This window comes from Halorussus vallis (genome assembly GCF_024138165.1).
GTDB classification, from domain to species: Archaea; Halobacteriota; Halobacteria; order Halobacteriales; family Haladaptataceae; genus Halorussus; species Halorussus vallis.
Map to the genome: position 1 here is coordinate 89,545 of NZ_CP100001.1, position 25,639 is coordinate 115,183.

Annotated in this window: 24 protein-coding genes; 9 read left to right on the forward strand and 15 right to left on the reverse strand. The window is 66.6% G+C overall.

The window, feature by feature from the left end; translation table 11 throughout:
* Positions 1–163 precede the first annotated feature (163 nt).
* Complete coding sequence (locus NGM07_RS20570; RefSeq protein WP_253520822.1) at positions 164–1,567, reverse strand: NAD-dependent succinate-semialdehyde dehydrogenase; 1,404 nt, start codon at positions 1,565–1,567, stop codon at positions 164–166.
* Between the two features lie 336 nt (positions 1,568–1,903).
* Here NGM07_RS20570 and NGM07_RS20575 point away from each other — a divergent pair, with 336 nt between their 5' ends.
* Both NGM07_RS20575 and NGM07_RS20580 read left to right on the forward strand, forming a co-directional pair.
* Positions 1,904–3,163: an ABC transporter permease gene (locus NGM07_RS20575; RefSeq protein WP_253520825.1), complete on the forward strand. Its 1,260-nt coding sequence runs from the start codon at positions 1,904–1,906 to the stop codon at positions 3,161–3,163.
* Positions 3,164–3,359: 196 nt separating this feature from the next.
* A complete protein-coding gene (locus NGM07_RS20580) occupies positions 3,360–5,036 on the forward strand; it encodes a putative glycosyltransferase family protein (protein ID WP_253520827.1) in 1,677 nt (558 codons plus the stop codon).
* 376 nt (positions 5,037–5,412) lie between these two features.
* Here NGM07_RS20580 and NGM07_RS20585 read toward each other — a convergent pair whose 3' ends face one another.
* From NGM07_RS20585 to NGM07_RS20605, 5 genes are all read right to left on the reverse strand, one after another.
* Complete coding sequence (locus NGM07_RS20585) at positions 5,413–6,579, reverse strand: tubulin/FtsZ family protein (protein ID WP_253521184.1); 1,167 nt, start codon at positions 6,577–6,579, stop codon at positions 5,413–5,415.
* Between the two features lie 418 nt (positions 6,580–6,997).
* Positions 6,998–7,282 carry a hypothetical protein gene (locus NGM07_RS20590; protein WP_253520830.1) on the reverse strand — a complete coding sequence of 95 codons (285 nt, stop codon included), beginning with the start codon at positions 7,280–7,282 and terminating at the stop codon, positions 6,998–7,000.
* 376 nt (positions 7,283–7,658) lie between these two features.
* Complete coding sequence (locus NGM07_RS20595; protein ID WP_253520832.1) at positions 7,659–8,039, reverse strand: DUF1428 domain-containing protein; 381 nt, start codon at positions 8,037–8,039, stop codon at positions 7,659–7,661.
* A gap of 171 nt (positions 8,040–8,210) precedes the next feature.
* Positions 8,211–8,753, reverse strand: a complete 543-nt coding sequence (locus NGM07_RS20600) for an Ntn hydrolase family protein (protein WP_253520834.1) — start codon at positions 8,751–8,753, stop codon at positions 8,211–8,213.
* A gap of 205 nt (positions 8,754–8,958) precedes the next feature.
* Positions 8,959–9,210: a hypothetical protein gene (locus NGM07_RS20605; protein ID WP_253520836.1), complete on the reverse strand. Its 252-nt coding sequence runs from the start codon at positions 9,208–9,210 to the stop codon at positions 8,959–8,961.
* Between the two features lie 119 nt (positions 9,211–9,329).
* Between NGM07_RS20605 and NGM07_RS20610 the strand changes: the two genes are divergently transcribed.
* The 3 genes from NGM07_RS20610 to NGM07_RS20620 all read left to right on the forward strand — a co-directional run bounded on the left by NGM07_RS20610 (position 9,330) and on the right by NGM07_RS20620 (position 11,256).
* Entirely contained in the window at positions 9,330–9,869 is a 540-nt protein-coding gene (locus tag NGM07_RS20610; protein WP_253520837.1) for a metal-dependent hydrolase, read from the forward strand.
* A 234-nt stretch (positions 9,870–10,103) separates the two neighbouring features.
* Positions 10,104–10,505, forward strand: a complete 402-nt coding sequence (locus NGM07_RS20615; protein WP_253520839.1) for a hypothetical protein — start codon at positions 10,104–10,106, stop codon at positions 10,503–10,505.
* A gap of 58 nt (positions 10,506–10,563) precedes the next feature.
* Positions 10,564–11,256: a twin-arginine translocation signal domain-containing protein gene (locus NGM07_RS20620; protein ID WP_253520841.1), complete on the forward strand. Its 693-nt coding sequence runs from the start codon at positions 10,564–10,566 to the stop codon at positions 11,254–11,256.
* Between the two features lie 568 nt (positions 11,257–11,824).
* Here the strand turns inward: NGM07_RS20620 and NGM07_RS20625 are convergent.
* Positions 11,825–12,856 carry a PepSY domain-containing protein gene (locus tag NGM07_RS20625; RefSeq protein WP_253520844.1) on the reverse strand — a complete coding sequence of 344 codons (1,032 nt, stop codon included), beginning with the start codon at positions 12,854–12,856 and terminating at the stop codon, positions 11,825–11,827.
* 457 nt (positions 12,857–13,313) lie between these two features.
* On the opposite strand from NGM07_RS20625, the gene NGM07_RS20630 reads away from it, so the two are divergent.
* Complete coding sequence (locus NGM07_RS20630; protein WP_253520846.1) at positions 13,314–14,567, forward strand: outer membrane protein assembly factor BamB family protein; 1,254 nt, start codon at positions 13,314–13,316, stop codon at positions 14,565–14,567.
* A 106-nt stretch (positions 14,568–14,673) separates the two neighbouring features.
* Here NGM07_RS20630 and NGM07_RS20635 read toward each other — a convergent pair whose 3' ends face one another.
* Both NGM07_RS20635 and NGM07_RS20640 read right to left on the reverse strand, forming a co-directional pair.
* The gene (locus tag NGM07_RS20635) at positions 14,674–15,003 is read right to left on the reverse strand and encodes a YbjQ family protein (protein WP_253520849.1); all 330 of its coding nucleotides are present in this window, start codon (positions 15,001–15,003) and stop codon (positions 14,674–14,676) included.
* A gap of 89 nt (positions 15,004–15,092) precedes the next feature.
* Positions 15,093–15,398, reverse strand: a complete 306-nt coding sequence (locus tag NGM07_RS20640) for a hypothetical protein (RefSeq protein WP_253520851.1) — start codon at positions 15,396–15,398, stop codon at positions 15,093–15,095.
* 147 nt (positions 15,399–15,545) lie between these two features.
* Between NGM07_RS20640 and NGM07_RS20645 the strand changes: the two genes are divergently transcribed.
* Positions 15,546–16,556 carry a Gfo/Idh/MocA family protein gene (locus NGM07_RS20645; protein WP_253520854.1) on the forward strand — a complete coding sequence of 337 codons (1,011 nt, stop codon included), beginning with the start codon at positions 15,546–15,548 and terminating at the stop codon, positions 16,554–16,556.
* 124 nt (positions 16,557–16,680) lie between these two features.
* The gene (locus NGM07_RS20650; RefSeq protein WP_253520857.1) at positions 16,681–17,082 is read left to right on the forward strand and encodes a CBS domain-containing protein; all 402 of its coding nucleotides are present in this window, start codon (positions 16,681–16,683) and stop codon (positions 17,080–17,082) included.
* 332 nt (positions 17,083–17,414) lie between these two features.
* On the opposite strand, the gene NGM07_RS20655 is transcribed toward NGM07_RS20650, so the two are convergent.
* From NGM07_RS20655 to NGM07_RS20675, 5 genes are all read right to left on the reverse strand, one after another.
* Positions 17,415–19,076 (reverse strand): alkaline phosphatase family protein, encoded by a 1,662-nt coding sequence (locus tag NGM07_RS20655; RefSeq protein ID WP_253520859.1) that lies wholly within the window; start codon positions 19,074–19,076, stop codon positions 17,415–17,417.
* A complete protein-coding gene (locus NGM07_RS20660; protein WP_253520862.1) occupies positions 19,073–19,303 on the reverse strand; it encodes a hypothetical protein in 231 nt (76 codons plus the stop codon). The genes NGM07_RS20655 and NGM07_RS20660 overlap by 4 nt, the downstream gene beginning before the upstream one ends.
* 1 nt (position 19,304) lies before the next feature.
* Complete coding sequence (locus NGM07_RS20665; RefSeq protein ID WP_253520865.1) at positions 19,305–20,075, reverse strand: glycosyltransferase family 2 protein; 771 nt, start codon at positions 20,073–20,075, stop codon at positions 19,305–19,307.
* A gap of 776 nt (positions 20,076–20,851) precedes the next feature.
* On the reverse strand, positions 20,852–21,775 hold the full coding sequence (locus NGM07_RS20670; protein WP_253521186.1) for a glycosyltransferase: 924 nt from the start codon (positions 21,773–21,775) through the stop codon (positions 20,852–20,854).
* Positions 21,776–21,777: 2 nt separating this feature from the next.
* On the reverse strand, positions 21,778–22,914 hold the full coding sequence (locus NGM07_RS20675) for a DUF354 domain-containing protein (protein ID WP_253521188.1): 1,137 nt from the start codon (positions 22,912–22,914) through the stop codon (positions 21,778–21,780).
* 281 nt (positions 22,915–23,195) lie between these two features.
* Here NGM07_RS20675 and NGM07_RS20680 point away from each other — a divergent pair, with 281 nt between their 5' ends.
* Positions 23,196–23,489: a PadR family transcriptional regulator gene (locus NGM07_RS20680; protein ID WP_253520867.1), complete on the forward strand. Its 294-nt coding sequence runs from the start codon at positions 23,196–23,198 to the stop codon at positions 23,487–23,489.
* A 208-nt stretch (positions 23,490–23,697) separates the two neighbouring features.
* Here NGM07_RS20680 and NGM07_RS20685 read toward each other — a convergent pair whose 3' ends face one another.
* Positions 23,698–25,446: an MBL fold metallo-hydrolase gene (locus tag NGM07_RS20685; RefSeq protein WP_253520870.1), complete on the reverse strand. Its 1,749-nt coding sequence runs from the start codon at positions 25,444–25,446 to the stop codon at positions 23,698–23,700.
* Positions 25,447–25,639 lie beyond the last annotated feature (193 nt).

Sequence of the window (25,639 nt, forward strand, 5' to 3'; positions counted from 1 at the left end):
AGGCTATCATACTCCGAATCGAGACTGATAGCGGTGGAAATATTCCCCGATACGGGGCCGGAAACGGCGGTTCGACCGACCGTTCACCGTCGTCCGTCCCGCCATGACCGAATACGCCACCGAGAAGCGGAACCGCAGCGGTCGTTCGCCGCTTCGGCCGCGACTACTCGTTGGCGATGTCGACGTCCGTCTCGCTGGCTTCGGCCTCCTGGACCCACACCGTCTTCTTGTTAACGAACTCCTGGATGCCGATTTCGGCGAGTTCCCGGCCGTATCCCGAGTCCTTCACGCCGCCGAACGGCAGGCGCGGGTCGGACTTCACCAGTTGGTTGACCATCGTCATTCCGGCGTCGACGCGGTGGGCCAGGCGGTCGCCGCGTTCGAGGTCGTCGGTCCAGATCGACGCCCCCAGACCGAGGTGGGTGTCGTTGGCGACCTCGACGGCCTCGTCCTCGTCATCGACCTCGAAGACTGCCGCGGCCGGACCGAACACCTCCTCGCAGGCGGCGGTCGCGTCGCGGGGGACGTCGGTGAGCACCGTCGGCGGGTAGTAGAACCCCTCGCGGTCGAGCGGTTCGCCGCCGAGTTCGAGGGTCGCGCCCTCCTCGACGGTCTGCTGGACCTGCTCGTGGAGGTCCTCCAGCAGGTCCTCGCGGGCCTGCGGGCCGAGGTCGGTGTCCTCGTCCATCGGGTCGCCGACCGTCAGCGACTCCATCTCGGCGGTGAACTTCTCGACGAACTCGTCGTAGACGTCGGTGTGGACCACGAACCGCTTGGCGGCGATACACGACTGGCCGGCGTTGATGGTCCGGGCGGTCGCGCCCGTCTTCGCCGCGGAGTCGACGTCGGCGTCGTCAAGCACCACGAAGGGGTCCGACCCGCCGAGTTCGAGGACGGTCTTCTTGAGTTCCTCGCCCGCCGACGACGCGACCGACCGGCCCGCGCGGGCGCTCCCGGTGAGCGTCACCGCCTGCACGCGGTCGTCGCGGATGACGTCCTCGGCCTGGTCGGAGTGGATGATGAGCGACTGGAAGACGCCCTCAGGGTAGCCGGCTTCTTCGAACACGTCCTGGATGGCCTCGGCGCACCCGGGGACGTTCGAGGCGTGCTTGAGCAGGCCGACGTTGCCCGCGGTGAGGTGGGGCGCGGCGAACCGGAACACCTGCCAGAACGGGAAGTTCCACGGCATCACCGCCAGGATGGGTCCGAGCGGTTCGTAGGAGACGTAGGTTTCGGCGTGGTCCTCGGAGCCGATGTGCTCGTCCTGGAGGTGTTCCGCGGCCCGCTCGGCGTAGTAGTCGCAGACCCACGCGCACTTCTCGACCTCCGACTCGCCGGCCTCGACGGGTTTACCCATCTCGCGGGTCATCAGTTCGGCGTACTCGCGCTGGTTCTCGCGCAACACCTCGCCGGCGTTCGAGAGCAACTGCTGGCGCTTCTGGATGGGGACGTCCTTCCACTCCTCGAAGGTTTCCTGGGCGCGCGAGAGCGCGTCGTCGACCGCTTCGGCGGAGTCGTCTTCGATCGGTTCGAGCGACTCGCCGGTCGCCGGATTCGTTCGGTCCATGACGAAGGGCCTACGCGGTCGAGCGGGGTGTAGTTTCGGGCCGACCGGACGACGGCCGATTTCCGCCGGCATCGGCGGAAATCGGCCGTCGTTCATCGCGTCTGACCGTCCGTCGCTCCGACCGTCGCCGGCAGTGCCGACCGTTTCACCGCTTAACCGGCGGCAAATCGTTTCGCGAAACGATTTGCCACTCCGTAACCGGCCGCGCCCGGGGGTCGTCACGGCCGTAACGCCGGATTTCGGCTCGGGGGTTTTTGCCGCTGGCCTCCGTAACGGGCTGTACGGAAACGCCCCGGGACGGGGGTTTCGGACCTGGGGACGGAACGGGGGTGCTCGATGAACTTCGTAGAGAGTCTACGCATCAGTTGGCGCAACATCCGCGAACACAAACTCCGCTCGACGCTGACCACGCTGGGGGTCATCATCGGCGTCGCGGCGGTCATCACGTTCGTCACGCTCGGCGCGAGCCTCCAGGCCGACATCATCAGCACGGTGGCTGGAGGCAACGCCGCGACGATGTACGTGACCGCTCAGTCGCCCAGCGACAGCAGGATACCGTCGCTCGCGAGCGGCGGGTCGGTGGTGTTCACCCAGTACGACGTCGAACAACTGCGACAGTTAGAGGGCGTCGACGTGGTCGCGCCCGAGAGCGGCATCGCGGCGTCGTCGGTGAGTCACAACAACTCGACCGTCGGCAGACAGTGGGTGACGGTCTCCTCGCCGAGTTACTTCAAGGTGCGGAACATCAAGTTCCTCTCCGGGCAACCGTATCAGATGGGACAGCGCGAGGTGGTGTTGAACCGGCCGGCGGCCCGGATGTTCGGCGACAACGTCTCGGTCGGCGAGAACATCACGATAACGCGGGCGGCCAACGGCGAGCGGTTGAACGCGACGGTCGTCGGCATCGTCGAGACGACCGGCGGCGGGAGCGTCCTCGGGGTGAGCCAGGGACCACAGCCGCGAATCTACGCGCCGACCGAACCCTACTACGAGCGGACGGTCCAGAGCCCGAACCTCCACGCCCGCCAGAAGGTCTACGGCCGCGTCCTCGTCAAGGCCCAATCGCCCGGGCAGGTCGACGCGGTCCAGGGCCGGGTGTACAACTACCTCGGCGAGCAGTCGGACGCCCGCCTGCTCAAGTCCCAGTCCTACAAGTTCCGCGTGACCACCCAGGAACAGATAATCGGCCAGATAAAGCAGTTGACCAGCACCTTCACCGCCTACATCACCGGCATCGCGGTCATCTCGCTCATCGTCGGCTCCATCGGCATCGCCAACATCATGCTGGTGTCGGTGACCGAGCGCACCCGCGAGATAGGCATCATGAAAGCCGTCGGCGCCCAGAGCCGCGACGTACTCCAGTTGTTCCTCTTCGAGGCGGTGCTGCTCGGGGTCTTCGGGTCGGTGCTGGGTGCGATTGTCGGTCTGGCCGGCGGCTACGCCGGCGCGGAGGCCATCGGCCTGCCGCTGGCCTTCGAACCTATCTGGTTCGCCGCGTCGGTAGTCATCGGCGTCCTCGTCGGCGTCCTCGCCGGTATCTACCCCGCGTGGGACGCCGCGCACACCGACCCCATCGACGCGCTCCGGTACGAGTAGCCGAGCCACCGTTTCGAATCGTTTTAGTCAGTTCGCGTCCGAAACAACGCATTGAACGGTAACCCTCCCACGTAACGGAAATAGGACTGTCACAGCCTCTCAGACGCGATTCGAATAGCCGGTGGATAACAAAGGGCCTGCTCGATAAAGGACACGCCGAGTGAACGCGCTCCGGGTTCGGAGCGAGGAGTGAACGATGTCGGAACAGAATATCACACAGAAGACGACCGTACGTGAGCTGGGACTCAAACGAGAAGCGCTCTGGCTCGCACCCGCACTGCTGTCTGCCGTCTGCGTGCTCTTTTTCTACCTCCGCTCGCACCCCTACCCCTCGTTCGGGGCGGGGTTGTACCTGCTCATCGCCGAGCGAATCAGCGACCTGGGCTACGCCCTGCCGAAGACGATTCCCCACTACACCAAGAGCGGCGTGCCGTTCTCCTACCCGCCGCTGATGTTCTACACGGTGGCGGTCATCCGCGACGTGACGGGACTCGACCCCATCACCATCTCGCGGTGGCTCCCGGGACTGGTGACGATACTGTATCTCGTGCCGCTGTACCTGCTGTCGCGGGACCTGCTGGAGTCCCGGCCGAAGGCGGCGCTCGCCAGCCTCATCGTCGCGGTGAGTCCGCCGGTACTCCAGTGGCACATCTCGGCGGGCGGCATCGTCAGGGCGCCCGCGTTCCTGTTCGCGCTCACCGGCATCTACGCCGGCCTGCGACTGTACAAGTACGGCGACTCGCGGTGGATCGTCCCGTCGCTCGTGCTGTTCACGATGACGGTGCTGACCCACCCGGTGTACACGGTGTTCTTCGCGCTGTCGTACTTCCTGCTGTACCTCCGGTTCGACCGGACGCTCCGGGGACTCGTCCGCGGGATGGTCGTCGGCTTCGGCGGCATCCTGCTGGCCGCGCCGTGGTGGCTCAAGGTGCTGTCGATGCACGGCCCCGACGTGTTTACGGCCGCCGCGGGCACCCACGGCGGCATCGGCGGGGGCATCCCGAGCGTCTCCGCGATCCTCCACATCAGCCCCGACAGCGCCTTCATCGGGACGATGTGGGCGCTCATTCCGGTAATCGGCGCCGTCTACTTCATCCGGCGGCGGCGGTACTTCCTGCCGGCGTGGTTCGCCGCCGTCGTCGTCGTCATCGGGAAGGCGCGGTTCAACCTGCTCGTCGGCGCGCTCATCTCGGCGGTGTTCGTGATGGAGGGCGCGACGTGGGTGAAACGCCGGTTCGACGTGACGGTGAGCCGCCAGGGTATCGTGACGGTCGCGGTCGTGCTGATCGCGATGGTGGGCCTGTCGGGCGCGGCGATGTACGCGAGCGGGCAGGTCGACGCCCACGCCGGCAGCGAGTCGCTACCCCAGTTCATCGACCACGACGACGTGGAGGCGATGGAGTGGGCTCAGACCAACACCAAGCCGAGCGCGACCTTCGTCGTCCAGGGCGACGCCGCCGAGTGGTTCCCCCAGCAGACCCACCGCACGATTCTGATCGGTCCGTGGGGCGTCGAGTGGGAGGGCCACCAGCCCTACCGGAAGCAGTTGAACACGTTCCAGGCGATGTCCTCGTGCAACAGCGCCCACTGCATGAGTCGGACGCTCTCGCAGGCGGGCGTCCAACCGGACTACATCTACCTGCCGAAGGGTCGGTTTACGGTCCGCGGGATGGGCTACCAGCGGACGAGCAAACTGGCGATGTCGATGCACCTATCGCCGCGCTACCAGACCGTCTACGAGAACGACGGCGTCATTATCTTCGAAGTCGTGGGCGACGAGGGCCAGAAGACGGGGTCGTCCGGAGGCGCCGAGGGTTCGTCGGGCGGGAACGGCGGCGGTTCGTCGGGTAGCGGGTCGTCCGCCGGCAGTTAGGACCTCACCACCGTAACCGACTTCGCGGCGTGTGCAGCCCGGCGACCGGGTCGGCGAGGCGTCGTATAACCGTTCTCGACCGAGGGCGACGCTCGACGAGCGTCGCCCTCGGTCATTCGCGGGTTGCGGGTGTCCGATTCGTCGCGTCGTCCATTCGGCCTTAGCCGCCGAGCGCCGCAAGAGTCGCGTCGAATGGTCGTGGAGCATCACTACCCCTGCGACCCCTGCCATCGCCGAGACAGCGTGGCTCGACGGCGACGACGTGGCATGAGCCGCGAAGGAGGACGCCGAGAGCGACGAGGAAGTGACTAGACGAACGCCGAGAACGGAGAAGCGAAAAACGGAGAGGCGGAGAAGGAAACGGAGCGTCGGCGACTCAGAACAGCGGGTCGAGTTCGCCGTCATCGTCCTGAATCAGTTCCGTGGTCTGCTGTTGGCTCTCCTCGCGGATGCCGGTGATGTTGTCCTGGGTTTCGACCGCAACCTCCTGGAGTTCCTGGACGCGGGGGACGCTGGAGACGCCCGACAACAGGACGACGCCCGAAACCTGCTGAGCGTCGCCGATGGGGTAGTCGCCGCCCCGGACCTCCATGCTCCCCGTCTCCCGTTCGAGCCACTTCCGCCCGCGCTCGACGCCCTTGCGGTCGAGGTACTTCGGCGGTCCGCTGGCGACGAACAGCGAGCGGTCGGCGCTCTCGATGTCGCAAGGGAGGGTGAGACGGCCGAGCGCCGCCTTCCGGACCAGGCTGGTGATGCGGTTTGTCGCGTGAGTCGCGTCGACCTCGTCGTCGCTCTTAAACCGCGAGAGCAGGCCCGCGCCGCTGTTCTCGACCTCTTCGGCGGCGTAGCCGATGGTCGAGACGCCGCCGGTACCCAGCGTGTTGATGATCTCGCTGGAGTCGACGACGCTCTCGCCCACGGCGTCGCCGGGGCTCACCTCGCCGGCGCCGAACAGCAGACCGAACCGCCGGACGATCTCCTCGTTGATGCGGTCGTAGCCGTGTTCGACCGACTCGTTGGACTTCCGCCAGGCGTCGTTGTCGAACACCAGCAGGTTGTCAACCTCGCGAACGAACGTCTGGAACGACCGCGCGGCGTTCAGCGTGTAGATGCCGCCCTCGTCGCGACCCGGCAGGACGCCCAGTCCGTACACCGGTTCGGTGTAGATGCGCTTCAAGTACTTCGCTATCACCGGCGCGCCGCCCGACCCGGTTCCGCCGCCCATGCCGGCCACGATGAGGAACGCGTCGATGTCGTGGACCGGGACGTTGTCGACGGCGCCCTGGATCTCGTCGATGTCCTCCTCGGCGATTTCCGCGCCGAGTTCGTTGTCGGCTCCGACGCCGTGACCTTTGACCCGCGACTGACCGATGAGCACCTGATTCTCCTCGGGGACGTGCTCCAGGCCCATCAGGTCGGCCTTCGCGGTGTTGACCGCAACCGCCGACCGCACCGTCTGACTGCCGGTCCGCCGGTCGTACTCCAGGAACTTGTCGACGATCTTGCCGCCGGCCTGCCCGAAGCCGACCATCGCCAGTTTCATCGCCGACCCTCCGGTCGCCGTAGTCGATGCCAAACGTCCGCTTCGATACTGCCTGTAACCGCCACAGGCACCCCGTGCTGTCTGGTATGCATTCCGTAGCCCCCGAAGTTCGACACCACGGCCGACGGTATAAACCCAACAGACGGTTTTGTCGAGTCAGGGACCTGTCGGTCGCGTCAAGGGGTGCGTAACCGACGCACGAGCGCGACCTTCGGGCCGTGGCGCGTCGACGCGGGCAGTCCGGTCGCTGTACCGAGTCGGTGTGTCGGCGAGGAAACTCTACGTCCTGGAGTACGCGCTCGTCGGCACAGTGCGCCTGTTCGTTCGTCCGACGTGCGGCGACGGTCGCCGCACGTCCGATTCGACGCCCGGAAGAATCACGCTAGCTTCGGCGTGGCCGGTTTCGACCGACTTCGCGCTACGCGAGAAAGCCTCGTCTGAATCGCCGGAACTCGTCGCGATAGGCGAGATAGGTTGCGGCGAGATACGAGAGCGTGCAGACGACCAGGAGGAGGACGGGTCCGAAAATCCGGAGCGTTGGACCGGGGAACGCGGCGAAGGCGGACTCGGGAAAGACGCCGAGGACCAGCGGAAGCGAGAACAACTGCAGTAGAAACGAGACGAACGCGACCGACGCGAACACGCAGAGATGGGGGAGAGAGGCATCCTCTGTCAGGAGCACGACTGCGAGCAAGACGGACACCAGGGAGACGACCCTTGCCGCCGGGGACAAGTCCCCGGATACTGGTAGACGCCCTGAGCGAAGCGCGTGACCCCGACGAGCGTCACTACCGCTGGCACTAAGCCGAACGTCACCGCAAAGTAGGAGAGTACGAACGCTCCGAGTGTGCGAAGCGCGCTCCCGATTCCCATGACTGCGAGTCGACTTGATAGCTATTCAACGCTACGGAGGGCCGACCGAACGACACCGCGCACCGAACCCCGACGCGGCGTCCAGTTGCTCGCCGTACTCGCTGAGCAGCGCGTGCTGGAGGTCCCGTGCCCTGTTCAGCATCCTGCAGGGGCCGTAGTATTGTATCGCGCCACGGGCCAACCTACCCCGAAACCGGTTTCCTCCGTCAATCCTCGTAACTGACGATGGAGCGGAAGCCGCCGTAGGCCATGCGTTCCGTGTCGAACGGCATGTCGTCGGCGAACTGTTCGGGGTCCATCGCGGGGTCGTCCATCACCTTCGCGTTCACCTCGTCGCGGTGTTCCCGGGACTCGAACACGATGAACGAGAACACGACCGATTCGTCGTCCCCTGCTTCTGCGAGCTCTGGGAAGGTCCGCACCGGCATGCCACCCATGTCGGGCTCCATGTCGTCTCCGACCCCTTCGAAGTACTCGAGCGCGCCGTGTTCGATCCAGAGCTTTCCGGCCTCGTCGGCCATTTCGCGGTACGCATCGAGATTCTCGTTCGGGACCGGGAAGACGAAGCCATCGACGTATTGTTCCATGACTCACGTGTATAGGACCCAACAGGAGATGAACTTTTTTCTCACCGACCGAGATATCTCTCACCTGTAGATACCGCTTCGCTACACGCGTCTCCTTCTCTCGCGCTCGTGCTACTTTTTCGGCAGGTCATCACAGGACGTGCGAGAGACAGGGTGCGTACACGACCGCGATTAGACCATGTCCTTGTCGTCGTCGAGTCGGAAGGTGTCGTACTCCTCGCCGGTTGCGGTGTCGCGGTCGGCCGCCGAGTCGAGTGCGTCGCGCGCAAGGTCCGCGGCCGCGTCGACGCTCTGACCGTCCGGAGCGCCCTCCAGCACCCCCACGGCTAGCTGGGCACCCGACCCGAAGGCGGCGGTGGCGTCGGTGAGTACGCTCCCGTCGCTGGCGACGCCGCGGATTCCGGCCCGGCCGTCCTCGTGGGCCGCCACGATGGCGTCGACGCCCGCGTCGGCGGCGATGTCCGACGCGACGTTTGCCAGGCGGGTGAGGCTCATCGGCTCACCCTGCTCGGTGTCGTGCGAGCGCGCCTCGGCTTCGAGTCGCTGGCGGAAGTCGTCCACCCCGCTAGCCGGGCCGGTCGCGGCCGCGCCGACCTCGCCGAAGTCGAAGACGTGTCGCTTGTTGTCGCTTCGAACCGTCTCGCCCTCGGTTACGCGCCGGTCTCCCGCGAGCACGGCGCCGCCGTCGGCCTCGATTCCCACGATGGTAGCCATGTCGCCATACTCGTGAGCGCGCGGCAAGTGCGTTATTGCCGGCGCGGTCGGCGGGCGAATTCACCCTCGGGATAATCGTGCTCGCGTACGTTCTGAGAACGGTCGTGGTCGGCTGGTCGGGACCGTTCGTCGGTTCCGTCGTCCTCGCCGTCGGTCGGTGCGCTCGGACCTGCCCGTCGTCTCGCTCGTCCACGTCCCGGCCGCGCTACGGCACGCCCGAGTCCGACGGTTCGGGAGTCGCTTCGCCTGTCGGTCGTCCGTAGCCGTAGATTCGATACGTCCCCCAGGCCAGCAGGGCGCCTCCGGTCGCCGCCAGAACGATTCCTGCAACCAGCGCGAGCGTCCTCCCGCCGAGCGGTCCTCTGGCGGGGTCCAAGAGCATCGACCAGACGGCGTACGTCAGTAGCGTGATACCTACGAGCGACGCCAAGTGATTCACCGCGTGTTTCGTTGTCATCCCCAACCCGCCTACACTCCGGCGTCGCGCCGGGTAGGTCTTGCGGCGAGATTTCGCCGGCCGACACGCTTTTTCGTGGCGTTCCCGAAGCGCTCGCGCGGTATTCCAATCGACACACCATGTATCCAATCGGCCACTTCGGAATCGCGATGTTGTTCGCGGCACCGATCGCGGCGTTCCTCCACCCGCGGACGCAGACGGGGTTCACGCTGTACGTCATAATCGCGGCGTGGCTGCCGGACCTCGACCTCTACGTGCCCGGCGTCGCCCACCACGGCGTAACGCACACGGTCACGTTCGCCGTAATCGCGGGCCTCGTCGGCGGAGCGCTCGCGGCCGGGACGGTGGTCGTCCTGAAGGGACCGACCCGCGGCGGATTCTTCGACCAGTTCGACCCGGTCCGGGTGTTCGAATTCGTCGCGCTCGGACTGTTCGTGGGCGTCCTCAGCCACGTCGTCGGGGACTTCCTGGTCCTCCTGCCCGGGACCCAGCCGGTGAGTCCGTTCTGGCCGATCAGCGAACGGACCTACCAGTTCGGCGTCGTCCGCCTGGGCGCGCCGGTCCAGAACGCCATCCTGATCGCGGTCGGACTCGCGCTCCACGCGGTCATCAGTTGGCGGACGTCCTTCAACGGCGGCACGACGCTCGCCGACGCCTGAAGCGACGCCGCCCGAAGAAATCGCCGAACTTCTCTTCTCGCCAACGTCTCGGTCGGAAGTCGCGGTGGGCGGGGGCGACCTCCGGCATCAATGATGCGATACTCCCTCGGCGTAATGAGCCAGTAAGACGCGTTTCGCCGGCCTAAGACCGGCTTATGTCGATGAAAGGCCGACGCCGTTAACGGCGTGGGCGGGCTTGATACGAACGTCCCGAGACGGGACTTCTCCACTATGATGGGAACCGAGAACGACGAGATCACGGCGAACCAAGACGCGGTGCAGGATGATGGCGAGCAGATGGAGGCGTACATGTTCCAGAACCAGTTCTTCCCCAACGGGGAGTTCCACGTCGTCTCCGGTGAACTCGAGGCGGTCCCGAACCCCGCGGGCGTCGGGGAGGGCGGCCTGCTGAGTAGCTTCAACACGCGCATCATCCAGTACACGAACGCTCAGAACACCTTCGCGTACTTCTTCCCGTACAAGGGTGCGGAGGTCGAGCAGGGCGTCCTCTACCGCCTCGGCGGCGACTGGTCGGACATCGGGAACGAAAACGGCGGCGGCGAGGGCGGCGAGACGCCGCGGTCGAACATCGTCAACGTGACGTTCCAGCAGGTCGGCGCATCCGAGGACTTCTGAGGAGCGAACAGCGAGCCAATCGACTTCGACACCATCGAGAGACACAATTCGAGACACAATGACCGAAGACGACTCCATCATCGACCAACTCACGGGCGAATCGTCGCGCAGAACGTTCATGAAGTCCAGCGCACTCGCATCGGGCGGCCTCGCGCTGGGGGCCTCCGGCGCGGGCACCGTCGCCGCACAGCAGGACGGCGGCCAGGGCGGCGAGCAGATGCGCGGGCTGATGTTCCAGACGAACTACTACCCGCGGGCGCAGTTCACCGTCCGGTCCAAGCCGCTCCCGTGGGCGCCGGTGTACAACAACAACGAGGACGACTTCCTGAACGAGGAGAACCAGAACCTGCTGTTCAGTAACCCGGCGGTCTTCCAGAACATGAACGCCCACGTCATCGAGTGGCAGTTCGCCGGCCAGAACTGGGGCTTCCTGTTCGTGCCCAACGCCGTGAACGTCGAGCAGGGCCAGACCTACCGGACCAGCCCGGTGTTCGGCACGTTCGGCACCGAGGACTTCGAGGAGTACGGTATCGACCCGGGCGTCACCGACGACCGATTCGTCGGCGCGGACGAGGGCGCGGGACTCGACGCGGGGACGAACGAACTCGGCCTCATCACCGTCCAGTTCCAGCCCGTCAGCGGCGGCGGAGGCGGTGGCGGCGGTGGCGGCGGCACCCAGACCACCGGCGGTGGCGGCGACGGCAACCAGACTGGCGACGGTAACCAGTCCGGCGGCAACCAGAGCGCATAGCCGCCTCGCGACTTCGTCGCACCTGTCGCTCTTTTCTTCGCAGTATCGTGTACCATCGACCGCTTGCCACAGCGACAGGACTGTGTGGGTCGACCCCTCCGGGTCCGGAGGGAGTCGACCCACACCTGTCGCGGTCGCGCCGACCGTGGCCACCGTGTCGTCCGTCTGCACCGCTTCCGTGACGACGGACGTCTCCGAGCGACCGCTGTCCGAATCGAGAGCCGGTCGACCGTGATTCACGGCGGCGTCAGCCGGCCGAGTTCCGGTCCAGTTCGCGTCGACTGACCACCCGACGGGTCACGGTGACCGGACGTCCAGACGCTCTCACCGACTCTCGCCGCACCTCGCGTCCGACTCTCGACCGTGACCCGTGACCCACGTGAAACAGTCGGCTCCGCATCCACGGTCGAAGCGAGTCGCAGAAGCAGTTCGCGGACCTCCTATCGAAACCACGGGAACCGCCTCGAGAAGTCTCGCAGTCGCGGCATTCGCAGGGACGGGTCGTCGATACCGGACAAAAAGAGCGCGCGTTAGCGGAACGTGACGGCGTCGAAGCGAGGGCCGGCGGTTAGAACCAGCCGTCCTCGTCCTCTTCGCCGAGGAAGCCGCCTTCGGCTTCCTCCTCTTCTTCACCGCCGCCGAAGAGGCCGTCGTCCTCCTCGTTCTCGTTGCCGGCGAAGGCGCCGTAGTTGTCGGCCGTGTCGAACTCGTCGTCCGACGCGAAGAAGCCGTCGTCCTGGTCAGCGAACGCGTCGCCGTAGTCGTCGGCCGTCGTGGCGACGTAGTTGCTGGCCTCGCCGAACTCGCGGGTGAGTTCGTCGTCGCCGACGCAGCAGCCCTGGTTGCCGTCGTCCTGGGCCGCGTTCGCGGCGGACGCGTCGACCATCGCCATCTCGGTGGTGGTCTGGGTTTCACCCGCGGCGGTGGTCTCGCCGATCGCGGTTTCGGTGGTCGCGTTCGCACCGTCCGCACCCCGCGTGGGGACTTCCTCGCTCACCGCGACGACCGTGTTGTTGCTCAGGTCGACCACGACGCTCTTGGTGGCGTTCGGCGAGACGAACGTGATCTGCTGGCCGAGGAAGCCGGGTTGGGCCTCGATGGAGACCTCTATCGGCACGAACTGGTCGCCGACTTCCTGCTGGGCCGTCTGAATCGTCTCGACGGCGCCGGTGAGGTTGCTCACGTCGACGCCCTGCTGCTGGAAGATGGTCTGGTTAAGCCGGGCGATGTTCTGCTGAGTCTCGATGACCTCGGCCTGCTCGGCGTTGACGACCACGCCGGTGACGTTCCCGGTTTCGTTGGCCACGAGCACTTCGTAGCCAGGCGTGCCGTTGACCGTCTTGAGCCTGACGCCGAGCACCGTGCCGTTCGTCTCGTTCTGGGCGAGCACGGCGGCCTCGTACGCCGTCACGTTGAGCTGTGAGAGGTTCAGACTGCCCTGGGTCTGAGCCGTAGTGGTGGTGGTAGTTTCCTGGTCCTGTGCGCCTTCGACCGCGTTACGAGCGGTCGAGTCTGCTGCCACCGCCGAGCCAGCGCCCGCGACTATCGCGCTGGCGATCAGCAGTAGCCCCATTCCGACCGCGTAAGTTGTTCTGCTCATATCTACGAAACCCCCAAAACCGCACTAGGTGTCCAACACGGTGATTCGGATAACAATTTTCGCCTTTTCCGTACCTGTACGAAATTCCATCGGTCGGCCGAACCGTCGTCCGCGCGAAACGTCGTCCCCGACGATTCGTCCGGGGACGGGGACTTACCCCTCGCCAGATCGACATCTTCCCCTCACGCTCGTCGGGAGTTCCGTTCCGCAGAACAGGAGAACGGTCAGCGCGGACGGACGCCGGACCCCGCCGACTGCAGGCGCTTCGGCCGGGTTCCGTGACGTAATTTACCGTTCGAGTGAACGCGCTCCGAGGGGTGAGACGCGGCGAGTCGGCCGCGTCGGTTCGGCCGGGACAGGGCCGGCCCGGACGATGCGACCGGCCGAGCGTGTTCGCGGCCCGAATCCCGGCCGCCGATAAACGCGCTTTTACTCGGTGGGTTCCAACCTCCCGAGAATGCGAACTCGGACGTTGCTCGCGGTCGTGGCGGTCGTCCTCGCGCTGGGCGCGGTCGCCGCCTACGGATTCGTCCAGACGGGGTCGGGCGGCCACCTCCGCGAGGCGTGGGTCAGCGACACGGCCCGCGACATGAACGGGAACCACCACGCGCCCGCGGTGGCCGAAATCGACGGGGAGTCGTGGGTGTTCGCGCCCATCAGCGGGAACCGCGACACCCACGAGTGCGGACTGGTCGCGCTCTCCGGCGCGAACGGGACGACGCGGTGGACCTACCCGATTCCGCCGCGCAACTGCACCATCCACGCGGTGGCAGACCCGGCCGTCGCCGACCTCGACGGCGACGGCGAGGTCGAGGTGCTGGCCGCCACGACCGAGAAGGTCGTCGTGGCCGCCGACCCGCAGACGGGCGAACCGGTCTTCCGGCACAATCTCACCTCCTACGGCTACACCCAACCGCTGGTCGAGGACTTCGCGCCGGGCGGCGGGCGCGAAGTCATCGTCGCCGACGTGAAGGGCCGACTGTTCGCGATTCACGCGAACGGCACCGAGGCGTGGAACCGCTCGCTCGGGACCACCTGGGCCAACCCGGCGCTGGCCGACTTCGACGCCGACGGCGAGGACGAACTCGCGGTCGGGTCGGCGCCGCCCGGCGGCGGCGCGGTCACGCTCCTCGAAGGCGACGGGACGACCGCCTGGCGGCGGACCCTCGACGGGTCGGTCGGTTGGCTGGCGACCGGACGGGTCGACGTAGGAAGCGGAGCGTCGAACTCCGAAACCCGTATCGTCGCCGCGACCACCGACGGCGACGTCGTGGCGTACGCGGGCGACGGGACTCGCGTCTGGAACCACACCTTCGGTCGGTTGGCCGCGGTCCACGCCTTCGGCGACGGGGACGGCGACGGGACCGCCGAGGTGTACGCCGTCGACGCCGACGGGAAACTCCGGGCGCTCGACGCCGCGACCGGCGACGTCGAGTGGACGACGACGCTGACGACCGAGGACGTCCAGATGACGCCGCCGCCCGCGCTCGGCGACGTCGACGGCGACGGGTCGCCCGAACTCGTCGCCGCCACCAACGACGGCAAGGTTTCGGTGGTCGACCCCACCTCCGGCGAGGTGACGGCGACCTACCGGCGCGACGTGCCGATATTCAAGTACCCGGTGACGGCCGACCTCGACGACGACGGCGACGACGAGGCGGTCGTGACGTACGGCGACGGCCGCGTGGTGGCGCTCGACTACGCCGAGTAGAAAAGGCGTTCGCGGGGGCGACGAGGAAAGCGCTCGCGGAGACGACGTGGGGCGGTCGCGAGCGAGCGGTCGCGGACGAACGGTCACGGGAGAGCGCGGCGGGCGACTACCGGCGCTTCGTCTCGACCGCGGTGCCCGAGATGTTGACCCAGAGCATGCCCTCGGCCAGTTCCTCGTAGTCGAACGAGGCGCCGACGACGGCGTCGGCGCCGAGGTCCTCGGCCTCCGCCCGGAGGTCCTCGAGAGCCTCGGTGCGCCCCGTCTCGATCTTTTTCTCGTAGGATCCGCTTCGACCGCCGACCACGTCCCTGATGCCGGCGGCGATGTCGCTGACGACGTTCGCGCCGACGACCGCCTCTCCCGAGACGACGCCGAGGTACTCCGTTACCTCCCGGCCGTCGAGACCGTCCGTGGTCGTGATGGTGACTTCCGTCATGCAGTTTATCGTGTGACAGGAACGAACAAAAAGTTCGTGGTCGAAGCCGCGGAATCGACGCGCCGCGTCGGGAATCGGAAGTGCGACGGCTACAGCACCGCGACGACCGCGCCGAGGACGAACGAGACGACCGCTATGCTGACGAGCGCTACGGTCGCGGTCGAACCGTCGGCTCTCTCCGCTCTCTCGGCGGGTTCGAACGAGCGCCACCCGAGGAGGATGCCCACGCCGACGGCTATCGCGGCCAGCGACCCGACGACGCCCGCGAGCGCCGCGACGTCGGACACCGACCCGATACCGCCGCGGAGAGCCCGAGCGGTCGAATCGAGCGAGGTGCCGAGATACGCGAGACCGGCGACCAGCGGGGCGACGCCGGCCGCGTTTTCGTTAGACATGCTGTCACTTTCTGATTCCGGACCTATAACGGTTCGGTCGAGTTCGGGCGTCGAGGGCGAGTCCGTTCGCGGCCGAATCGCCCAGACGAATTAAGGGCGCGTCCGTGGAAATCGGGTTTACTACCACTGTAGTTGGGAGTAGCATTCATGTCAGGAAGACCCAAACTCAAGGTCGGCGTCATCGGTGGCGGCTACATCGGCACCACGGTCGGACAGCTATTCAATCAGGACCCGCGAGCGACGGTGACCGCGCTGGCCGACGTCAGCGAGGAGGTCCAGCACACGGCGGGCGAGCAGTTGTACGTCGGCGAGGGCTCCCGGTACGACGACTACCAGGAGATGCTCGACACGGAGGAACTCGACGCGGTGCTGGTCGGCACGCCCCACACGTTCCACCACGAGCACGTGACCGCGGCGCTCGACCGGGGCCTGCACGTCCTCTGCGACAAACCGCTGACGACCGACCTCGAAGAGGCCCGGGACCTCGCGGAACGCGCCGAGTCGGGCGACGAGGTGCTGATGGTCGGCTACCAGCGCCACCTCAATCCCGCGTTCGAGACGGCCCGCGAGCGGTTCCGCGACGGCGGCAACCCGCAGTTCATCAGCGCCGAGATAACCCAGGATTGGATTCGCCGGTTCGAGGACACATGGCGGACCGACCCCGACCTCTCCGGCGGCGGGAACCTCTACGACACCGGGAGCCACCTCATCGACGCCGTGCTGTGGACGACCGGGCTGACCCCCGCCTCGGTGTCGGCCGAGATGGTGTTCGCCGACGAGGAGTCGCGGGTCGACGAGCGCGCCATCCTCACCGTGGAGTTCGAGAACGGCGCCGACGCGACCATCTCGGTCCACAGCGACGCGCCCTGCGTGCGTGAGCACATCCACATCTGGGACGAGGAGGGTGCGGTGTACCTCGAAGGCCGCCAGTGGGAGGAGCGCGAGATGAGCGAGATACAGGCCGACAGCACCACGGTCATCCCCTTCATCGACCGCGACGACCAGCGCAACAAGGCCGAGACGTTCGTCGACTGCATCGAGCGCGGCGAGGAACCGCCGGCGACCGCCCGTGACGCCCTCGCCGTGACCGCGCTGACCGAGGCGGCCTACGAGTCGGCCCGGAGGGAAGAGCGGGTGCCGGTGGGACTCGACGAGTAGGACGCGGAGTCGCCTGGGGACGGTCCGTTCGGTTTCGAGCGACGGTCCTCACCGTCGACGATTCGTGCGGGCGGTCGTCTCGTCTCCGCGAAACGCTTAGGTACTATCAGAGTCATTACCTCACATGGACATTTTCGCCGCCCGTCTGATGTCGTCGGACGTCCGAACCGTCACCCCCGAGACGCTCGTGGAGGAAGCCGCCGGTACGATGCTCGACGAGGGTATCGGCTCGGTCGTCGTCGTGGGCGACGACGGCCACCTCGAAGGCATCCTGACCACCACCGACTTCGTCCGCATCGTCGCCGAGCGAAAGCCCAAGGACCAGACACCGGTTTCGGAGTACATGTCGACCGACCTCGTCACCGCGAGCGCCCAAGACGACATCCGGGACGTGGCCGACCGGATGATAGAGCACAGTATCCACCACATGCCGGTCGTGGACGACGAGGAGGGCGTCATCGGAATCATCACTACTACTGATTTGGCGGCGTACCTCTCGCGGGTCCAGACGCCGAGTCCGTCGTAAAACAGGTCGTATCGCCGTTTCAGTGCCCGATTTCTCGTTCTGAAGAAGATAGCCAGCAGTGATGCGGTAGTGACTATCTCGAAGGACCACTACAGAACTGACGACAACAGCAGACGCGAACCGCTCGAAAGCCCCGGGCGCTGAACTCCCGCGACTCGCTGCGCGCTTCGGTCACTCGCTTCGCTCGTTCCCTGCAGTGCTTACGTCGCCGGGGTTCGTTCAGCGACCGGCCCCTTTCAGTCCCGCCTTGTCGGTTGTTAGGCCGAGCGCTCTCGGTGGATTGGGTCACCGAGCGCTTCCGGAGAAACGGGTCGTCGTTTACGGGGCTGTCGTCAGTCCGCGCCGATTCCGCTCACGACTTCGCGGACCGCGCGCTTCGTCTCGACCTTCCCGTCGTAGTGGTCGTACGTCGCGTCCTTCGAGATTACGTCGGTCCGGACGTCGCCGTCCATCTCCTCGGGGACCGGCACGTCGAGCAGCGAGAGCGCTGTCGGCGCGAAGTCGGTGAGGTCGACCGTCATCCCGGAGTCGTTCTTGACGGGACCGCCCCAGCCGTAGAAGATGCCGTGCATCTCGTTCATCGAGGTGTGCGACCCGGTCTTGGGCGGGTCGGCGAACACCCGCTCGGTCTTCATCGTCTGGGGGTACTGAATCTGGTAGCCCGGCGCGGGCATGCAGACGAGGTCGGGGCGAGTGCCCTCGTAGCCGTCGTCGTAGACGTCCTCGCCGTACAGCACCGAGTCGATGACCCGGTCGCCGCGCTCGGGGTGCTCGATGGCGAGTAGTTGCTCGCGCAGGGCCTCCCGGACGGCCTCGTACTGGTCGGGCGACACCGCGCCCTCCTCGTGGTCGTCGGTGTTGATGTAGATTTGACCGCCGGAGGCCACCGTGAACGCCGCGGTTCGGCTCCACTCGATGTCCTTGCGGGAGATGGTCAGCAGTTCCGCGAGGTCCGGCCCGGAGCCGTCGCCGCTGGTGCGGGCGACGCCCATCTTGAGCTTCGAGAAGAGGTTGAGTTCGCTCATCGCCTTCTCGACCGCGTCGTAGACGTAGTTGTAGCCGAACTGCTTGAGCCTCGTCCACGCCCGGTCTTCGAGGTCGAGGTAGTTCGCGTTGTAGAGCCAGGAGTTGAGGTTGATGGTCTGGTAGACGGGGCCGTGGCCGTGGTCCGACAGCACCAGCAGGGTGTCCTCTTCCTCGTCGAGGCGCTCCATCGTCCACCCCAGCAGTTCGTCGTACAGCTCCAGCAACTGCATCGGCCTGTCCTCGTGGCGCGACGCGACCTCGGGGTCGTGCTTGGGGTGTTGCTCGTCGAGCACGTGGCCCAGCACGTGGAGGACGTTGTCCGGGCCGGAGAACACCAGCGAGTAGAACTCGCAGGGGTACTCCTCGACGAGGAGCTTCGCGACCTCGATTCGCTTGCGCTCGATCTCGAAGAAGTTGTCGAGCAGTTCGCCGAGGTTCTCCTCGTCGGTGCCGTCGTCGTAGCTCTCGTAGGGGTCGACGTCGTACTCGCCCACCCGCTCCTCGATGTCGGCCTGGAGTTCGTCGGGGAAGGCGTACGACCCGGTCGAGGGCGTGGTGATGTTGTCCGAGATGTGGAACCCGCTGGTCTGCGAGGGCGGGTAGCCCGGCATGACGTTCATCACGCCCGAGCGCTTGCCCTCGGCGTCGAGGTATTCCCAGACGGTCTTGGACTTCTCGCGGAGGGTGTCGGCGTTGACGAAGTTGGTGCCGTACTCGCCCTCCTCCTTGAGCATGAAGTTGTAGACGCCGTGATTGCCGGGGTTGCGACCCGTGGCGAACGAACTCCAGGCGATCATCGACAGCGGCGGCACCGTCGAGCGGGTCCGGCCGTCCGCGCCCTCGGCACGCATTCGCTCGAAGTTCGGGAGTCGGCCGGTCGCGATGCCGCGGTCGACCAGTTGGGGCGGCACGCCGTCGAGACCGAAGATGACGACCCGACCGTCGTCCGGCTGCGTTCCCTCGCTCATTTTTCGAGGTACCCCAGCTGTTCGAGGCGGTCCTCGACGACTTCGTCGTCGGCGCTCTCGTCGGTGCTGCCGGTCGCGCCGGCGCTCCCCTCGCCGCGTTCGAGTTCGGCGGCGGTCTCGGCGAGCACGTACCGCGCCAGTTCGTCGGCGTCGGCGAAGCCGTCCAGTTCGGTCGCGAGTCGTCCGTAGCGGTCCCGCAGGTCGGCGGGGAGTTCTATCGATGTCATGTTATCGTCCCTTGGTCTGAGAGGTCAGCGGTTGGCGTCGTCTGGCGAGCCGTACCAGAAACAGCATCACGGTCAGCCCGTGCTTTATCGGGTTGTACGTCTGTCCTTCGAGGTCTTCGTAGCGCGCCTCGATGGCGCGCTCGGTGATCTCGAGCCCCTCTGTGGTGGCCGAATCTATCATCTCGGACTCGACGCCCATCCCGTCGGTCGTGAGCGAGATGCGTTCGAGCGCGTCGGGGGAGAACGCCCGGTAGCCGCTCTGGGTGTCGGTGAGTTCGGCGCCGGTCACCTGCGAGGTGGCGTAGTCGAGAAGCTGCTGGCCGAGTCGTCGGTAGATGGGCGTCTCGTCGCCGTCGTCGGTGTCGAGGTACCGACTCCCGATGACCATGTCGGCGTCGCCGTCGACGACCGGCCGCGCGAGCGTCGGGATGTCGGCGGGAGCGTGTTGGCCGTCGGCGTCGATGAGCACCAGCGCGTCGCACTCGACGCCCTGGACGTGCTCGAAGAGGGTCCGAACCGCGGCGCCCTTTCCGCGGTTGCGTTCGTGGCTGAGGACGGTCACGTCGGCCTCCTCGAGGATGGCGGCCGTCCGGTCGGTACTACCGTCGTCGACCACCACGACCTCGTCGGCGTACTTCTTGACGCCGAGCACGGTGCTTCCGATACCGTTCTCCTCGTTGTAGGCCGGAATGCCGACGACCACCCGCCCGTCGAGGTGGTCGTCGGCGACTGCGTCGGCCGACGTCCCACCCTCGGCAACCTGTAAGCTCATGATTCCGTCACCTTAGTCGAACGTTTCCGCTCCCTTTGTTCTCCAGACCCTATAGGAGCCGTAGCGTCTCTTTGGCGGGAGATAGGCCGGGAGTACGGCGGTCGTGTGGGTCAGCGTATCCGGATTCAGGGCCGGCGTCCCGTTGTCGTTTCGCAACGTTTCGTCCCGACTAACTCGGCTCGCCGGTAAAACGTAGTCCAGCTAACGGTTTTTTCAGCCGGAAGCGGGTGACTACCCAGTGGTGTGAGGGCGTCTACCGTGCGTCTCAGTCCCGCACGAGTGCGGGAGCACCGTGACCGCGTCCGAGGCGTATCGGACGCCAGCGGAGGGCCGGGACCTGTCGGGCGAGCGTCACGGAGGACGCGCAGGCGTCCGCCGTGAATCGCCTGCGCGTCCGGCGGGCATCGCCCGCCGGACGCGCGACCGGGTATTCGGCAGGGGGAATCCCGGCCGGACCGGCCGATGAAAGTCGGCCGGCCTATCCGGTACCGGGGGTGAACGAGAGACAGCAGACGAACGAGTCGCTGGCGCGCGGCGTCGACCCGGCGAACCGAGTGGCGGAATGGACGTCGAACGGGAAGAGCGGAGGGAACGCGGACGTACAGAGAGCGGTAAGAACGAGGAAGCGCGGAGAGAGCAACGGAAACGTCGGAGCTGAGAGGACGAGAGAATGAAGGAGGAGGTGAACGCAGAAGCGATGAAAGAACCGGTAAGACGGAAGCGAAACCAGAAGTAGAACGTCGGCAGCGACCCGTCGAGACGTTCGCGCCGCGGTGCTACAGCACCGTCTCGTAGACCCCGCGGATGCGCTCGCCCATCCGGGCGAGGCTGATGTCTTGAATCGCCTCCCGGCCGTCCGAGGGTCGCGGCTCCTCGAGGATGTCGACCAGTCCCTCGACGAGTTCGTCGTCGGTCCGGCCCACGTAGGAGGGCGAGGCGTCGGTCAGCCGGTCGCTGACGTCGCCCACGTCGGTCGAAACCACCGGGAGGTTACAGCTCATCGCCTCCTTGACGGAGTTGGGCGACCCCTCGCGCTTGGAGGTCAATAGCAGCGCGTCGGCGGCGTTCATGTAGGTCGCCACCTTCGCGTGGGGGACGCCGTAGATCGTCTGGAGTTCGACGTCGGCGTCGACGCGCTCGCTCGCGCGGTCGACCACCCGCCGTGCGCGCGGATGGTCCTTGACCTCCTGTTCGGGGGGATAGGGGAAGAGGACGTGGCGTTTGTCGGGGTCCCACTCCACCTCGGCGCGGGCCTCGTCCTTGGGCCGGGGCGCGAACCGATCCATGTCGATGCCGTGGGGGATGACGTGGCAGGGTTCGCCGAGTTCCCGGGCCATCTCGTCGGACATCACGATGACCGCGTCGCACTGCTTGGCGCAGAGCTTGCTGAGCCAGCCGTACTCGCCCATCAGGTCGGTCCCCCACAGCGAGAGCACGACCGGCAGGCGGGCCTGCGCCAGCGCCATCGGCGCGGTCAGTCCGTAGTTGGCGTGGACCAGGTCGTAGCCGTTCGTCGACTCCCGCATGACCTGCGGGAAGAACTTGGCGTAGTCGCTCGGCGACCGACTCGAATCCTCGTAGCCGACGTGATTGCCCGGTGGCGCGATGGTCGAACAGTCCACGTCGAGCGTTTCGAGGGTCTTCGTCTGCTGTTCGAAGAACCTCGCGTCGGCGTTCGACGCGAGGTTGAGCACGTTCACCGTCATCGTTTCCCGCCGTCGCTTCTGAGCGTTCCGGTGCCGAACGGGAGCGTCCGGCCGCCGCCTTTCGACCCGCGCCGGGTGATCGACTCGACGCGCTCGGGGTGCTCTACGTTCTCGGCCACGTCGAGGATGACCTCGGTGAGGTTCACCTTGTCGGCGAGGTACTCTTCGCGGCGCTCCGCCCAGCGGTCGGCCGCCTCGGGGTCGGCCAGCACCTCGTCGGCGGTTTCGAGCACCTCGTCGAACTCGGCGAGGTTGTGTACCAGTCCGGCCTGCTCCAGGTCGACGAAGTTGCCCATGTCGTCGTCGCCGACGAACGAGTTCGAGCGAATCGCGGGCGTCCCCAGCAGCGCGGCCTCCGTCACCATCGTCTGGGTGTCGGCGACCAGCAGGTCGGCCTCCGCCAGCGCGTCGTGCAACAGCGCGGGGTGGAGGTCGAACTCCCTGGCCGACGTCTCCTCGACCACCATGTCACCGCCCTCGTCGGAGACGAAGACCGTGGCGTGCTCCGAGAGGGTTTCGACCAGTTCGCGGCGCTTCGCGGGCGAGAATCCGCCCTGGCCCACGTCGTGGTGGGAGCCGAAGGCGTTGAACCGGAGGATGGCGTACTGCTCGTCGTCGGCCACGCCGAGTTTCTCGCGGATGTCGGTCGCGGATTCGTAGGCGTCGGGGTGGAGGTAGGCGCACTCCTTGAACCCCCGGAACTCCCAGTGTTTCTCGCCCAGGTCGCGGCCGAACGTGTGCGGGGTGACGATGAGGTTGATGAACGGCAGCGAGACGGTGTGGTCGAGGCGGGTGAGCGCCGTGTCGTCGACGAGGACGACCGGGGTCCGGGACACCGCGCCTGCCAGCGCCGCGAACGACCCGATGCCGAAGATGTAGTCGGGCGAGAACCGGAGCGTCTTGGCGAAGATGGTGAGGTAGTGCTTGGGGAGTTCGCGGGCGAGCGAGGATTTCTTGGTTTCGACCCGGCCGTACAGTTCGTAGGGGAGTTCGTGGTAGTCCAGAAGCGCCTTCGTGCAGCCGTAATCGCGGGCGAGAACGAGGACCTCGTGGCCCCGCTCTTCGAGTGCCGCGACGGCGTGTCGATACTGGTGGACCTGCGCGGGAGTGTTGGTGAAGAACAGGTACTTCATGCTCTTTCCCTCGTGGTCGACCGTCCGCTCTTCGACGTTGCTCGGGCGGCCATTACGGGTGACGACCCGCCGAGCGGCCATTGTTATACGCCGCCTGAATCCCGTATCGGTGTCCGAAACTGTCCGGGAACCGAACCGTCCGACCCGCTCTGCCTACAAAAAGTACATCCAATTGGAATATTTCTCCCGAATACGTAGCTAACGATAGTGTCGAATCGGGGAACCGTTCTTAACGGCCAACAAGTTTATAACTAGACGGTAACTATCATCTCACGTATTCCATGCACGACCTGACTGGTTTCCAGCGGGATCTCCTGTACGTCATCGCCGGCAGGGACGAGCCTCACGGACTCGCGATCAAGGAGGAACTCGAAAACTACTACGAGAAGGAAATTCATCACGGCCGTCTGTATCCGAACCTCGACACGTTGGTCGAGAAGGGCCTGGTCGAGAAGGGCCAGCGCGACCGCCGGACCAACTTCTACGTGCTGACCGACCGCGGCACCCGCGAGATTCAGGCCCGCCGCGACTGGGAGAGCGGTCACCTCCACGAGGAATCCTCGGTTTCGGTCTGAGTTCTCCGAATCGGGTGTCGGGGGACACCGCCCTTCTCGACGGCTTCGCTCTCGTGACACCGTTTGCCAGCGAGCGACGCCGTCGAACCGCAATCGCCGAGCGAGCGGTCGCCGCGGGCGACCGCTCGCCGACCGTAGATTGTAATCGCGAACCGTAATCGCAGACCATGACCACCGGCCGGAATCGTCGACCGTCGGCGGGTGACGGTCACTCGTCCAGCACGACGACGGCGACCTCCTCGTCGTGGGCGAGGTCCGACTCATCCAGGAGTCGGAGCATCGTCACGTCCGGGCCCGCGTCGACGACGCGGGCCCGGACCCGCTCGCCCGCCAATCGCGTCTCGACGGCGTCGAGGCGGTCGAGCACTTCCTCGCGGAACTCCTCGTCGTCCGGGGTTCGCGCTCCCGGTGCGCCCGACCCGCCGCGCGCGCCGCCGTCCGCTTTGGCCGTCGTCCCGTCGGGTCCGGACTCCGCGTCGGCGGCGTTCCCCGCGTTCGCCGTCTCCGCATTCGCAGTCCCAGGGTCGTCGGCCGCACCCGAAGCGTCGACCGGCGACGCGTCGCCGGCCGACGCCGACCCGCGACCGGACTCCCGGGAACGCAGAAACCGCTCTTCGAGTCGGTCGAGCGCGACGCCCTCGGCCGCGAGGTCGGGGGCATCGCGGCGTTCGACCGACGGGACCGACCCCCAGTCGCCGCCGGCGCTTCCGCGCGCGCCGTTGTGCCGCCAGTCCTGGGCGCGGATGGCCTTCACCGCCGACTGGTTGAGCCACGGCGGGGCGGTCCACCGTCCGTCGTCGTAGAGGACGTGTTCGTCCGTGCCCTCGCTCAACCAGACGAAGCCGTCGTCGTACCGGCCCCGGTACCGTTCGAGCGACCGCCGAGTGCCGTGGCCGACCACGACGTGAATCGGGTCCAGGTCGGCCACGAGGTCGTCGACGACCGAGACGCCGGGGTGGTTGACCAGTTCGTAGTCGTAGACCGTACACCCCGCCGACTCGACCGGGTCGGTCGCGCCGCCGACCAACTGGACCAGCGTGGCGGCGGCGTCGCCCTCGATTTCGTCGAAGAGGTGTCTGGCGCTTCCCTCGACCGGGATTTCGGGTCCCGCGACCGTGACGCCCCCGCGTTCGAGGAGGGCCGCGGGGTCGTCGAACACCGGGACCGCCTCGACGGTCGGCGCGGCGTAGTCGAGGTCGTCGTAGAGTTTGGCGACCTGGCCGGCCAGCGTGACGGGGACGCGGGCGTCGAGGTGGTCGCAGAGGTGGGCGAACTGGTAGCCGAAGGCGGCGCCGGTGAGGCCGCTCGCGGTGACCAGCACCGACGACCCCGATTCGGCGCGCTGGAGGGTGGTCGCGAGCGCGTCGGTCAGCGTCTCGCCGTACCCGTCGGTCGTCGAACCGTTGACGACCAGCACGTCGACGTCCTCGGGGTAGGTCGTCGGCAGTCCGGGGTACCCGGCGATGCCCCGCTTCGTGAAGTCGCCGGTCACCAGCACGTGGTTGCGCTGGCCGCCGTCGACGAAGCAGACGACGAACCCGGCGGCGCCGGGCGCGTGGCCCGCCGGAACGGGTCGGGCTTCGAGGTTCGGCGCGAACGACTCCCAGTCGTCGAGCGGCGTCAGGGCGTCGAGGACGTCGTCGTGGTCGCCGACGTCGTAGTGCTTCTCGCCCTCCGAGAAGACGTTTCCGAGCATCTCCGCGGTCGGGCGCGAGGCGTACACCGGCGCGCCGTCCCGGAGCGTCTCGGTCAGCGTCGCGTAGTGGTCGAGGTGAGCGTGGGTGAGAAAGACCGCGGTGAGATACTCGTCGTCGCCGAGCAGCGCCTCCACGTCGACGCCGGTTCCCGAGTCGAACAGGACGCACGCGGTCTGTCCGCCGACGCCGTCGTCCTCGAACCGGAGGAGGTAGGACTCGCTTCCGTGTTTCGGGTTCGCCACCTGATAGCTGACCCTCATCGGGGGGGACTTCCCTCCGCCCTCCCGGTTCGGCGACGATGATACATGACGTACGATTCGCGTCTCCGGAATAAAGGATTACTGGCAGTATTTGTCAAAAGATATTCCAGAGCGGCCGACTAGTCGGGGTCAGACGGCGAAATTTGGACCGACGAACGCTTCGCCGGAGAGGTCGACCAGTCGGTGGTTCGGC